At 61.1% G+C, this 12601-nt stretch carries 14 protein-coding genes; 8 read left to right on the top strand and 6 right to left on the bottom strand.

Annotation, left to right across the window (positions count from 1 at the left end; translation table 11 throughout):
- Window positions 1-145: 145 nt before the first annotated feature.
- The 4 genes from U5G49_RS21760 to U5G49_RS21745 all read left to right on the top strand — a co-directional run bounded on the left by U5G49_RS21760 (window position 146) and on the right by U5G49_RS21745 (window position 4738).
- Window positions 146-613 (top strand): hypothetical protein, encoded by a 468-nt coding sequence (locus tag U5G49_RS21760; RefSeq protein WP_018448382.1) that lies wholly within the window; start codon window positions 146-148, stop codon window positions 611-613.
- A 6-nt stretch (window positions 614-619) separates the two neighbouring features.
- Window positions 620-1312: an ABC transporter ATP-binding protein gene (locus U5G49_RS21755; protein WP_193444527.1), complete on the top strand. Its 693-nt coding sequence runs from the start codon at window positions 620-622 to the stop codon at window positions 1310-1312.
- A complete protein-coding gene (locus U5G49_RS21750; protein WP_193444528.1) occupies window positions 1309-2613 on the top strand; it encodes an ABC transporter permease in 1305 nt (434 codons plus the stop codon). Before U5G49_RS21755 ends, U5G49_RS21750 begins: the two co-directional genes overlap by 4 nt.
- Before the next feature lie 238 nt (window positions 2614-2851).
- Entirely contained in the window at window positions 2852-4738 is a 1887-nt protein-coding gene (locus U5G49_RS21745; RefSeq protein WP_130718349.1) for an MFS transporter, read from the top strand.
- Window positions 4739-4896: 158 nt separating this feature from the next.
- Here the strand turns inward: U5G49_RS21745 and lpxE are convergent, their stop codons facing one another.
- Window positions 4897-5631 (bottom strand): lipid A 1-phosphatase LpxE, encoded by a 735-nt coding sequence (lpxE, locus tag U5G49_RS21740; protein WP_018244128.1) that lies wholly within the window; start codon window positions 5629-5631, stop codon window positions 4897-4899.
- A gap of 263 nt (window positions 5632-5894) precedes the next feature.
- Window positions 5895-7007, bottom strand: coding sequence for a 3-isopropylmalate dehydrogenase (gene leuB, locus U5G49_RS21735; RefSeq protein WP_018244127.1), 1113 nt, complete (start codon window positions 7005-7007; stop codon window positions 5895-5897).
- 170 nt (window positions 7008-7177) lie between these two features.
- Here leuB and U5G49_RS21730 point away from each other — a divergent pair, with 170 nt between their 5' ends.
- Window positions 7178-8110, top strand: a complete 933-nt coding sequence (locus tag U5G49_RS21730; RefSeq protein ID WP_193444529.1) for a pyridoxal-phosphate dependent enzyme — start codon at window positions 7178-7180, stop codon at window positions 8108-8110.
- A 60-nt stretch (window positions 8111-8170) separates the two neighbouring features.
- On the opposite strand, the gene leuD is transcribed toward U5G49_RS21730, so the two are convergent.
- From leuD to U5G49_RS21715, 3 genes are all read right to left on the bottom strand, one after another.
- Entirely contained in the window at window positions 8171-8779 is a 609-nt protein-coding gene (gene leuD, locus U5G49_RS21725; protein WP_003543984.1) for a 3-isopropylmalate dehydratase small subunit, read from the bottom strand.
- Window positions 8780-8911: 132 nt separating this feature from the next.
- The gene (locus U5G49_RS21720; RefSeq protein ID WP_018244125.1) at window positions 8912-9334 is read right to left on the bottom strand and encodes a VOC family protein; all 423 of its coding nucleotides are present in this window, start codon (window positions 9332-9334) and stop codon (window positions 8912-8914) included.
- A 112-nt stretch (window positions 9335-9446) separates the two neighbouring features.
- Complete coding sequence (locus tag U5G49_RS21715; protein WP_018448376.1) at window positions 9447-9680, bottom strand: hypothetical protein; 234 nt, start codon at window positions 9678-9680, stop codon at window positions 9447-9449.
- Between the two features lie 138 nt (window positions 9681-9818).
- Here U5G49_RS21715 and U5G49_RS21710 point away from each other — a divergent pair, with 138 nt between their 5' ends.
- Together U5G49_RS21710 and U5G49_RS21705 are read left to right on the top strand one after the other, a co-directional pair.
- Window positions 9819-10739, top strand: coding sequence for an HpcH/HpaI aldolase/citrate lyase family protein (locus U5G49_RS21710; RefSeq protein WP_193444530.1), 921 nt, complete (start codon window positions 9819-9821; stop codon window positions 10737-10739).
- Entirely contained in the window at window positions 10739-10945 is a 207-nt protein-coding gene (locus U5G49_RS21705) for a DUF1737 domain-containing protein (RefSeq protein WP_018244122.1), read from the top strand. The genes U5G49_RS21710 and U5G49_RS21705 overlap by 1 nt, the downstream gene beginning before the upstream one ends.
- A 104-nt stretch (window positions 10946-11049) precedes the next feature.
- Here U5G49_RS21705 and U5G49_RS21700 read toward each other — a convergent pair whose 3' ends face one another.
- Entirely contained in the window at window positions 11050-11487 is a 438-nt protein-coding gene (locus U5G49_RS21700) for a metallopeptidase family protein (protein WP_003589582.1), read from the bottom strand.
- Between the two features lie 161 nt (window positions 11488-11648).
- On the opposite strand from U5G49_RS21700, the gene U5G49_RS21695 reads away from it, so the two are divergent.
- A complete protein-coding gene (locus U5G49_RS21695; RefSeq protein ID WP_028734108.1) occupies window positions 11649-12593 on the top strand; it encodes an ImuA family protein in 945 nt (314 codons plus the stop codon).
- Window positions 12594-12601 lie beyond the last annotated feature (8 nt).

Below are 12601 nucleotides of genomic sequence, written 5' to 3'. Positions count from 1 at the left end.
GAAATAGAGCATGATGTCGTCCGAAAATCGCGCACACTTTTCGGCATCATGCTCTGGCCCGGCTAAGCCGCTTGCCGGCCCTGCCTCATTCACCGATCATGGTCCCGGCCGTTCAGCGGCCGGGATTTCATTCTTGGAGATCGCCATGGAAAAGCTCCCTTCGCTGCATCTCAGCCGCCGCGGCCTGATCGGCGCCATCGGTACGCTGGCCTTCGCCGCTTTTGCTCGCCCGAGTTTTGCTGCTGATTCCTTGATCAGCTTCGATGAGCTCTACGGCAAGTTCGGCGTGCTCGGCCTCGAATTCTCCGACAAGGTGAAGCGCCTTGCCGGCAAAGACGTCAGCATGAAAGGTTTCATGGCGCCGCCATTGAAGGCTGAGGCCCAGTTCTTCGTGCTCACCGAGGTGCCGATGTCGCTCTGCCCCTTCTGCTCCTCGGATACGGACTGGCCGGACAATATCGTCGTCGTCTATCTCTTGGAGAAACAGACCTTCGTGCAGCCGCGCCAGACGATCGAAGTGCGCGGCACGCTGGAATACGGTTCGTGGACGGATCCGGACACTGGCTTCGTCAGCCTGTTGCGGATCCGCCAGGCCGAATATTCCGCCGTCTGAACCGATATGCTCTCTCTCGATATCGAAAACCTGACCGTTGCCTTCCCGGGCCTGTCCTCGCCGGCACTGGTGATCAGCCGCCTGTCGATCGATGCAGGCAGCAGGGTCGCCATTACAGGGGCGTCCGGCTCCGGCAAGAGCACCTTCGTCAATATCGTTGCCGGGCTGGAGCGTACACGGCAAGGCCGTATCTGCTGGAACGGTGAGGATATAGCGAGTTTTTCAGAAAGCCGGCGTGACCGGTTCCGTGCCGCCAATATCGGCCTGGTCATGCAGGAGTTCCATCTCTTCCCCGGCCTGTCGGCGCTGGAGAACGTACTCCTGCCGGCGCGGCTTGCCGGCGCTGCCACAGTCGATGTCATCGAGCGGGGTCATGCGCTTTTGGGCACGGTCGGTCTTTCCCGCCCGGGCCAGAAAATCGAGACCATGTCGCGCGGCGAGATGCAGCGTGTGGCGATCGGTCGGGCGCTGCTGCGCAAGCCCGGCGTCATCATCGCCGACGAGCCGACCGCAAGCCTCGATGCCGAAAGCGGCGAGGCGGTCGGCGATCTTCTCCTCGATCTTGCCATTGTCGAAGGCAGCACGCTGATTGTCGTTTCACACGACCAGCGCTTGGCGGGCCGCCTCGACCGGCGCATCACCTTCGGCTCCGGCCGGATCAGCGAAGATTCCGCAGCAGCGGCGGGAGAGGCTGCATGATCCGCTTCATCCTTTCCGATCTTCGTCGCCTCTGGGCGGGATCGCTGGTGGTCGTGCTGCTGGTGGCGCTTGCGACCGCGCTCGGCGTTTGCGTCGTCCTACAGGAGCGGGCGCTTCGTCTCGGCAGCGCGCGCGCCGCTGACAAATTCGATCTTGTCATCGGCGCCGGCGGCAGCGAGACGCAGCTCGTGCTGTCCTCTATCTTCCTGCAGCCCTCGCCCTTGCCGCTGATGCCGGGCGAAGTGCTGGGCAAGCTTGCCGCAGATCCGCGGGTCGATTGGGCAGCCCCAATCGGCTTCGGCGATTCCTTCTCCGGCTATCCGATCATCGGCACAACGATCATGTTGACGCAGAACCTCTCCGGCTTAGCCGAAGGCAAGATTTTCGCGCGCGAGGGCGAGGCGGTGATCGGCGCTGCCGTCAAGCTGTCGCTCGGCGGCGAGATCAAGCCGATGCATGGGTCGCTGGAAGAGGGCGGCGAGACTCATACCGAGCTCGTCTATCACATCGCCGGCCGCTTGCGGCCGACCGGCACCGCCTGGGACCGAGCCATTCTCGTTCCCATCCAAGCCGTCTGGCACATTCATGGCCTGGAGGCGGAGGAACATGAGGAGGACAGTGGGCACGAACATGAAGCGGCGTCCGGAACGGATAGCGTTGAACATGGCCATGAACATGAGAAGGCCGGCGCTGATCACGATGGGTATGGGCATCACGGGAAAGCCGATCCGGATGCCGCACTTGATGAGACCTTGACTGCGGGCGCTCCCGGCCTTCCCGCCATTCTCGTCAAGCCGAAGACAATCGCCGATGCCTACAAGCTGCGGCAGGAATATCGCAGCGGCAATACCGTCGCTGTCTTTCCCGGCGAGGTGCTGACCAATCTCTACGCCACGCTCGGCGATGCCAAGCAGATCCTCGTCGCGGTCGCCTCAGGCGCGCAAGCTCTCGTCGCAGCCTCGCTGGTACTGGTCACGGTCATCCATATCGGCCAGCGCCGCCGCCAGATCGGCGCACTGAGAGCCTTCGGCGCCCCACGTGGCGCGATTTTCGGCATCGTCTGGCTGGAATTCTTCTTCCTGGTGGCGGTTGGCATCGCACTCGGATTCGCGCTCGGTTATACCGCGGCCCTCATCTTGTCCGGTATGTTCTCGCAAACGAGCGGGGTCGCCATGCCGGTCGTCTTCACGCGTGAAGACGCCGGGCTTGCAACAGTGCTGCTTGCCTTTGCCGCAATTCTCGCTGCACTGCCGGCAGTGCTCGCCTATCGGCAATCGCCGGCACAGGCGCTGAGAGCATAACGGATCCACGTCGCAAACCGCAGTGAAACCTGCTTTCAAACCTCCGGCAGCTCAATCGTCACGGACGGCCTGATGTGCGCGAGAACCGCGCCACTCTTAGACTAAAGTCATAATCCCAAAGCATCTCTCTTTTTGATCTGTCGTTTCTGGCACACTCTCGTCAGGCGTGTCGCGGCCAGGGGTATGCTTTGAGGAGAGTAGGTCGCGCGCGTGATCATCACTCTGTGGAGGACAGACAATGGCAAATGTCGCAAGCATCGACGGCGCGAAGGCCGGTCCGATGACCGGCGAGGAGAAGAAGGTCATCTTCGCCTCTTCGCTCGGCACCGTTTTCGAATGGTACGATTTCTATCTCTATGGCTCGCTCGCCACCTATATCGGCGCGACCTATTTCACCCAATATCCCGAGGCAACGCGCAACATCTTCACGCTGCTCGCCTTTGCCGCCGGCTTTCTGGTGCGCCCCTTCGGCGCGCTGGTGTTCGGCCGTCTCGGCGATCTCGTCGGCCGTAAATACACCTTCCTGATGACGATCATGATCATGGGTCTGTCGACCTTTCTCGTCGGCGTCCTGCCGGGTGCCGCCACCATCGGCATCGCAGCCCCGATCATCCTGATCGGGCTGCGCCTGCTCCAGGGTCTGGCGCTGGGCGGTGAATATGGCGGTGCGGCAACCTATGTCGCCGAACATGCGCCGAACGGGCGCCGCGGCTACTTCACCTCATGGATCCAGACGACGGCGACGCTCGGCCTGTTCCTGTCGCTGATCGTCATCGTCCTGGTTCAATATCTGATGGGTGCGGTCCAGTTCGCCGCCTGGGGCTGGCGCATTCCGTTCCTGGTCTCGGTCGTCCTGCTCGGCATTTCCGTCTGGATCCGCCTGAAGATGAACGAATCGCCGGCGTTCCAGCGCATGAAGGCGGAAGGCAAAGGCTCCAAGGCGCCGCTGACCGAGGCCTTTGGGACATGGAAAAATGCCAAGATCGCGATCATCGCGCTTCTCGGCGCTACCATGGGCCAGGCAGTCGTCTGGTACGGCGGCCAGTTCTATGCGCTGTTCTTCCTGCAGAACGTGCTGAAGGTGGACTTGTTCTCGGCCAATGTCATGGTCGCCATCGCACTTCTCCTCGGCACGCCGTTCTTCGTCATCTTCGGCGGTCTCTCCGACAAGATCGGCCGCAAGCCGATCATCATGGCAGGCCTTCTCATTGCGGCGGTGACCTATAATCCGCTGTTCAAGGCGATGACCTGGACGGCGAACCCGGCGCTGGCCGAAGCGCAGGCTTCGATCCGGGCAACGGTGACGGCTGATCCGGCCGATTGCAGGTTCCAGTTCAATCCGACCGGTACCGCGAAGTTCACCAGTTCCTGCGACGTGGCAACGGCGTTCCTGACGAGGAACTCGGTGCCTTACGACGTCGTGCCCGGTACCGCCGGACAGCCGGCAACGGTGAAGGTCGGCAACGCGACGATCCCAAGCTTTGACGTCGTCGCTGCCGGCGACAAGGCCAAGGGCATGACCGCCGCCTTCGAAAAGGGCGTCAACATTGCGCTCCATGATGCCGGCTACCCGCTGAACCGCGGCGCCGTCAAGGTGCCGGATGCCAAGCTCGATGCCTTCATCGCAGCCAATCCGGAACTGTCGCTCAATGCCGATGCCGTGCGCGCCGGCGAGAAGGAAACCGTACCAGCGGCCAAGCTGGTCGAGACCAAGCTGCTGACGGCGGATGAGGCCAATGGCGTCACCGACATGGTGGTCTACAACATCGCCAATGGCGGCACTTTCGCCATGGTTGCCGATCCGGCCCGGGTTAACTGGATCGGCACGATCGCCGTGCTGTTCGTCCTCGTCCTCTATGTGACGATGGTCTACGGCCCGATCGCCGCTCTGCTGGTCGAGCTTTTCCCGACCCGCATCCGCTATACTGGCATGTCGCTGCCCTATCACATCGGCAACGGCTGGTTCGGCGGCCTGCTGCCGGCGACAGCCTTCGCGATGAGCGCTGCCGCGGGTGATATCTATTACGGTCTCTGGTACCCGATCGTCTTTGCGTCGATCACGCTGGTGATCGGCCTGATCTTCCTGCCGGAAACGAAGAACAGGGATATCCACGCCATGGATTGAGCGGCGGATTGAGGCCAATCCGCGCTTGAGAAAAAGGCCCGGCGCTCACAAGGCGCCGGGCTTTTCCATATTACGGCGCCGCGCGTCTTTTCGGACGCGCAAAGGACATTTTGAATTGCTGCATGATTTTATCCTTAAATCGATTCCGATTTAAGGAATTATGCAGTGCGAAACAGGCGCTTCGAGAGCGGCCAGCCATCCGGCGCCAGTTTGAAGAGCAAGCCGCAGCGGGCAAAGACGATCGCCGTCAGCAGCGAGAACCAGCCGCCGAAGGCAAGGCCGGCGATCACGTCGCTCGGATAATGGGCGCCGACCATGACACGCGTCATGCCGAGCCAGATGGCGCAGGCGATGAAGGCAACGCGATAGCGCGGAAACAGCAGGGCAAAGGCGGCGAAGAAGGCGCCGACCGTGGTGGAATGGCCGGACGGGAAACTTTCGAAAGCGGAATGGCCAGAAAAGGGCGTGAAGGAAAACATGCCGTAGTCATGGAAATGATCGGGACGCGCCCTGCCTATCGCCCGCTTCAGCAGATTGGCGAGAAGCCCAGAGAAGACAACCGTGATGAAGAGATAGGCGCCGATCCAGCTGACGTAGAGTGCCTGCGCCTTGGAGCGCGCCGTCTTCACAAGCTTGTAGCCTGCCCGGCCCTGAAAGAACAGCAAGATGCTGGTGTAGATCAGCCAAGCGGAATCGCCGAAACCGGTCAGCATCTCGCCGAGGTGCTTCACCGGCGCGGGAGCTTCGCTGGCGCCGATCGGCGCGTCGAAGAGCAGCATGGAGAGGATCACCGCATTGAGCGTGATGAAGAGGCAGGCCTGCCAACGCAAAGGCGGCATGCCGGCGCTACTCCGGCGCCAGCGCCTGTTCAGGGAAGCCCAAAATGCCCGCATTCCGTCGTCCGTTCGAATTTGCCCTAAAGTGCCACGACGCGCTAAGGACGCTCTATTATTTTGAATTGGCGCACAATCCATTGGAAGATCGTTTCCAATGCCGAGGTTATGCGCTCGTTAAAATCCGGCGCAAAAATACACGAGATTGTGGCCGAGGATAGTCGGTTTGGGATAATTCGACCAAGCCGATGCGGCTCGCGGCCTTGAGAAAAAAGCCCTCCGCAAGAATCCTGCGAAGGGCCAGAACTGTTTCACGTGAAATATCAGGCGGAAAGCGTCTTGAACTCGGCGAGGATCGCATCGCCCATCTCGACGGTTCCGACCTGCCTTGCGCCATCGGCCATGATATCACCGGTGCGGATGCCCTTGTCGAGCACGTTGGCGATCGCCTTTTCCAGATCGTCGGCTTCCTTCACCAGATTGAAGGAGTAACGCAGGCACATGGCAAAGGAGGCGATCATGGCGATCGGATTGGCGATGCCCTTGCCGGCGATATCGGGGGCCGAGCCGTGTACCGGTTCGTAGAGCGCCTTGCGCTTGCCGGTCTTGCCGTCAGGCGCGCCGAGCGAGGCCGACGGCAGCATGCCGAGCGAGCCGGTCAGCATAGCGGCGACGTCGGAGAGCATGTCGCCGAAGAGATTGTCGGTGACAATCACGTCGAACTGCTTGGGCTGGCGCACCAGCTGCATGCCGCCGGCATCGGCCAGCATGTGTTCGAGCTGGACGTCGGAATATTTCGCCTTGTGCGTCTCGGTCACCACCTGGTTCCAAAGCACGCCCGACTTCATGACGTTGCGCTTTTCCATGGAGCAGACGCGATTCTGCCGCGTGCGGGCCATTTCGAAGGCGACACCGGCGATGCGCTCGATCTCGTAGGTATCGTAGACCTGCGTGTCGATGCCGCGTTTCTGGCCATTGCCGAGGTCGATGATCTCCTTCGGTTCGCCGAAATAGACGCCGCCCGTCAGCTCGCGGATGATGAGGATGTCGAGGCCTTCGACCAGCTCCGGCTTCAGCGACGAGGCCGCAGAAAGGGCCGGATAGCAGATGGCAGGACGCAGGTTAGCAAAGAGCTGCAGATCCTTGCGCAGGCGCAGCAGACCGGCTTCCGGGCGCACTTCGTAAGGCACGCTATCCCATTTCGGGCCGCCGACGGCGCCGAAGAGAACGGCATCGGCGGCAAGTGCCTTCTGCATGTCGGCTTCCGAGATCGCAGCGCCATGTGCATCATAGGCGCAACCGCCGACAAGGCCTTCGTCGGTGACGAAACCGGCATTCATCGCCTCGTTCATATAGGCGATGATCTTGCGGACCTCGCCCATGGCCTCGGGACCGATGCCGTCACCCGGCAACAGGAAAAGATTGCGCGCTGTCATGAAACCCTCCTGGGAAAAACTAGTTGCGGCTTCTTAGACCCCGGAAATGGGCATTTCAAGCGACGGAAGCGGTGAATCGGTACGCTTCGCTCTGAGCAGCGATGGTTGCTCCTGCGCCCGCAAACAGATTAGAACGGCAGCCCCGACCTTTATTTCCCTGGATGGTTCCCATGCCTTTCGCGCCTCTCCATCTCGACACGCCCTTGGTCCAGACGGCACCTGGCTACAGCGTCAGCGGCAAACCGCTCTGGCTGAAGCTCGATGCGCTGCAGCCTTCCGGCAGCTTCAAGCTGCGCGGCGTCGGACGGCTTTGCCAGCACGAGGTGGAAAATGGGGCGCGCGAGATCTTCTGTGCTTCCGGCGGCAATGCCGGCATTGCCGCGGCTTATGCCGGCCGGGCGCTTGGTGTGCCGGTCACGATCGTCGTGCCGGAGACGACGGCGGCCGATGTGCGGCAGACGATTGCCGCAACGGGCGCGAATGTCCTCGTTCACGGTTCGGTTTTCGATGAGGCCAATGCCCATGCAGTCGACCTCGCCCGGAGCCGAAAGGCGACTTATGTTCACCCCTTCGACCATCCGCTTCTGTGGGATGGCCATGCCACGCTGATCGACGAGGTGGTGGCGAAAGGTGCAAAATTCGATTGCGTCGTCACCAGCGTCGGCGGCGGCGGGCTGCTTGCCGGCATTGTCGAGGGATTGAAGCGAAACGGGCTTTCCGATGTGCCTGTTATCGCCGTCGAAACTGAAGGGGCGGCCTCGCTGAATGCCAGCCTCCAGGCGAGGGAGCGTATCACCCTTCCCGCCATTACCTCGATTGCCAATTCGCTCGGGGCGCGGCAGGTGGCGCAGCATGTCTTCGACCTGCCGAAGCAGCATCCGATCGAAAGTGTTGTCGTCAGCGACGCCGATGCCGTTGCCGCCTGCCTGAAATTTGCCGATGCGCAGCGCATTCTGGTCGAGCCGGCTTGCGGTGCGGCCCTTGCCGTTGCCGATGTGCATGCCGGGCTGCTTCAGCGCTTCGACAATCCGCTTATCGAAGTCTGCGGCGGCATCGGCGTGTCGCTCGAAAAGCTTGAGGCCTGGAAAGAGAAATTTCTCTGATGTGCCGCAAAAGAAAAAGCCGGGCAAAAACCCGGCTTGATCGGTAACCGATGGAGAGGCTCAGGCTGCCCAGGGGTGCGAAGCGGCGTTCTTCTTTTCGAAGCTGTCGATCGCCTTGCCCTTTTCCAAGGTCAGGCCGATATCGTCGAGACCGTTCAGCAGGCAGTGGCGCTTGAATTCGTCGAGATCGAACTTGATCAAGCCACCATCGGGGCCGGTGATCTCGAGATTCTCAAGATCGACGGTCAGGATGGCGTTGGAGCCGCGCGAGGCGTCGTCCATCAGCTTGTCGAGATCTTCCTGGCTGACCTTGATCGGCAGGATGCCGTTCTTGAAGCAGTTGTTGTAGAAAATGTCGGCGAAGCTGGTCGAGATGACGCAGCGGATGCCGAAATCCAGAAGCGCCCAGGGGGCGTGCTCGCGCGAGGAGCCGCAGCCGAAATTGTCGCCGGCAACGAGGATCTTGGCATCGCGATAGGCCGGCTTGTTCAGCACGAAATCCGGGTTTTCTGAGCCGTCCTCATTGTAGCGGGCTTCCGCGAAGAGGCCGGTGCCGAGGCCGGTGCGCTTGATCGTCTTCAGATAATCCTTCGGAATGATCATGTCGGTGTCGACGTTGACGACCGGCAGCGGCGCTGCAACGCCGGTGAGCTTCACGAATTTATCCATGATCCATGCTCCATTTCAGCAAATCTACTTTCTGAATTTGCATCTAGTCCAGTTTTTCGCCGAAATGAAGGAGAATCTTTCACAGACGGCGGCCACGACGTTTCGCGCGATCCGCCGATTGCGCCTGTCCCCTTATTTGGACGGTGCGTTCAGGCCCCAGAGGACGCCGAACGGATCGCGAAGCTGGCCGTAGCGGTCGCCCCAGAACATCAGTTCGACCGGCATGACGACTTCGGCGCCGGCAGCAACCGCGCGATCCCACCAGAAATCGATATCGTCGATAACCAGTTGAATGGCGAAGCCTTCATGGCCTTTGAAAGGATGGCCGTATTCGGGATAGGCATCCGACAGCATGAGGGAGCTGCCGTTGATGTAGAGATGCACATGCATCGTTCGGCCGCTCTCGTCGACCGGCACGAGATATGCCTCTTCGGCGCCGAAAGCCTTCTTGTAGAATTCCGCAGCTTTCACCGCGCCGTCGACCGTCAGATAGGGCAGCAGGCCATTCTTGACCGGTGGCATCTTCGTCGGGTTGCTCTCTGTCGTCGTATCCATGCTCGTCCTCCATACGTTTTTCACGAGCCGGCAGAATGCCTGGCTGTTTCAAGGACGCATGATGGAATCTCACGCCGACAGTGTCGGTCAAAATTTTTGGAAAATTCGGTGATCAGAGATCGATGATCGTACCGCGGCCGTCGTTCCACACGCGCATCTCCGGCTTACCATTGTTCGCCTTGGCGCGGACCGGAGCGGGCTTCATCTTCATCGAAAGCGCGCGTCCGACCATGAGCACGGTCAGGATGGCGCCGACGGCGAGCGTCACCGAAAAGGTGAGAAGCAGCATGGCCACGAAAACGGTGGCGCCGGCAAGCATGAGGAAGATGGAGCGAATGTTCTGCATGGTTAGAGACCTTTCTTCGGAAAGGAATGTGGTCCTTCTCTTTCCTCTCTGCAAGGCAAGCATGGCTTTTTGTTGTTCTGCTAGATGTTCTGGGGTGGGCTGCTTGCTTCGGCTTTCAAAGCTTGGCACTAATTCGCCATGAGCCGAAACCCCGCGACCCGCTCCGCCCGCCTGCGCCGTTCGGTGCTGAGCGTGCCCGCCATCAATCCCCGCGCCCTCGAAAAAACCCATGCGGTCGATTGCGATGCGGTGATCTTCGATCTCGAGGATTCCGTGGCGCCGGAAAGGAAGGCGGAAGCGCGGGAAAATCTGAGGAATTTCTTTTCGGCTCGGCCGCTCGAAGGCAAGGAACGGATTATCCGCATCAATGACCTGTCGACCAATTTCGGCCTGGCGGACATGGAACTGGTAATCGCGCTCAATCCCGACGCCGTGCTGCTGCCGAAGGTCGACGAACCGCAGGATGTCATGGCGGTCGGCGACCTTCTCTACGAGGCGGATGCACCGGAAGATCTGCGTATCTGGGCGATGATCGAGACGCCGCGTGGCATCCTGAATGCGGCTGTTATCGCCGAAGCCGGGCGCACGCCGGGCTCGCGGCTCGATTGCCTCGTCGTCGGGCTCAACGACCTGCGCAAGGAAACCGGCGTGCTGCCGCAGCCGGGGCGGAGCTATCTCGTCCCGTGGCTGATGCAGGTCGTCCTTGCGGTCAGCGCCTACGGGCTCGATGCGATTGACAGCGTCTTCAACGATTTCAGGGACGAACAAGGTTTTGATGCCGAATGTCTGCAGGGCCGGGCGATGGGCTTTGCCGGCAAGATGCTGATCCATCCGGCGCAGATCGAGCCCGCCAACCGCCATTTCGGCCCGGATCCGGCAGCGGTTGCGGAAGCGGAGGCGATCATATCGGCCTTTGCCGATCCTGCCTCCGATGGGCTGAACGTCATCAATGCAGGCGGGCGGATGGTCGAGCGGTTGCATCTTGTCCAGGCGGAAAGTCTGGTCCATAAAGCCCGCCTGATCGCAGCCCGCCAGGCTGCAACACGAAAGACGATGTGATGAAACTCTACCGCTTCCTGACCGGTCCCGACGATGCTTCCTTCTGCCACAAGGTCACTGCCGCCCTCAACAAGGGCTGGTCGCTGGAGGGCTCGCCGACCTATGCCTTCAATGCCGCAACCGGCGCGATGCAGTGCGGCCAGGCCGTCGTCAAGCATGTCGAAGGCAAGGATTACCATCCTGAGATGAAGCTCTCCGAGCAGTGAGGCTCAGCGCATAACCCCGAAAATCGTAATCGATTTTCGGAAAGGATTATGCGTGATTGAAAGTGATGGAGCGTCCTTAGCGCGTCCTTTGGACGCGCGGCGCTCTAGCGCTCGGCGGCTTCCTCGGCGCTTGCCTCGATCCGCTCCATGTCATCGTCGCTCAGCCCGAAATGGTGGCCGATCTCGTGGATCAGGACGTGGGTGATGATATCGCCGAGCGTCTCGTCGTTCTCAGCCCAGTAATCGAGGATGGGGCGGCGGTAGAGGCGGATGCGGTTCGGCATCTCGCCGGTTTCCAGCGTGAAACGTTCGGAAATGCCCCTGCCCTCGAAAAGGCCGAGCAGATCGAAAGGGGTTTCCAGCGCCATGTCCTCGAAAACGTCGTCATCGGGGAAATCTTCGATCTCGATCGTGAGGTTGGTCGTCAGCTGGCGGAATTCATCCGGCAGATGGCTATAGGCCTCCATGGCCAGCGACTCGAAGGTGCTGATCGTCGGCGCATGGCGGTCCCGCCAATCATCGCTCTGGTCTATGCGGGCCATGAATATTCCTTCCTTTGCGGGCCCATATAGAACCTTTATCGCCGATTTTCGAGTGCGGAATCAAAGGCAGGAATAAATTCATAGAAAATGGCCGTTGACTCTTCATTAGCTCTCTGGAATCTATAAGAACATAACAGGAACAAGACGGATCGGAGAACGCCATGGCGCAGCACGCCCTGGCGCGCGAGCGGCTTTTTGCGCTCCGCGAAACCATTGCCCGACTGGAGGGAAGGCCCGCGCCGGCGCTTGCCGCAGCGGAACAGGAAGCCCTGGCAGAAGGACGCAAGACCCGCCAGGAGCGCATTCTGCCGCCCCTCGCGTTTGGGGTGGAGTTTCTCGACGGGGCGCTGGAAGGCGGCCTGCCGCTCGATGCGATCACCGAATTCCGCTCGGCTCTGTCTCGTGATGCAGGTGCTGCAAGCGGGCTGGCGATGGCTGTTGCCGCGCGACTGCAAAAACGGGAAGCGGATGCCGGCCGCCTTCTGCCGTTGCTCTGGATCGGCGATGCCGTCGGCACGCTGGAGGCCGGTCGTCCCTATGCTCCCGGGCTTCGGGATTTCGGGCTGAGCCCGGAGCGATTTCTCCATGCGGCGCCGCGCAAGCTGGACGAGGCGCTCTGGCTGGCGGAGGTGGCAGTGGAAAGCGCTGCCTTCTCGGCCGTCATCTTCGAAGTGCGAGGCAATCCCGCCCATTTCGGCCTGACCGAAAGCCGCAGGCTTAGTCTCAGGGCGCATGCTGCCCGCCGCCCGCTCTTTCTTGTCCGCCAGGCCGGGGCGGAGGAGGCAAGCAGTGCGGCCTTCCGTCTGCATGTCGAACCAGCCCCGTCCGGTCTGCGGCCGTTGCCGGATGGATCGAAACTTTCCGGCAGCATCGGCAATCCGATTTTCCGTCTCACGCTGGAGAAGAGCCGCAATCCGGCCCCGCTCTCCTTTCTTCTGGAGTGGAACCCCCATGAACGCGAATTTCTCCCTATCGCCGAACCAAACCTCGTTCGTCCTCCAGGCGAACAGTCAGCGCATTCTGGCGCTCAGCTTCCCGCATCTGCCAACGGACCGCATCGCCCGCAAGCGATGGGGGCTCTCCTGGCGTTCGAAAGGGCGTCCTGAGACGCCGC

Source organism: Rhizobium indigoferae (assembly GCF_034554815.1).
Taxonomy (GTDB): Bacteria; Pseudomonadota; Alphaproteobacteria; order Rhizobiales; family Rhizobiaceae; genus Rhizobium; species Rhizobium leguminosarum.
The sequence above is the reverse complement of the archived record's forward strand: the minus strand, read 5'-3'. Positions and strand labels throughout refer to the sequence as shown.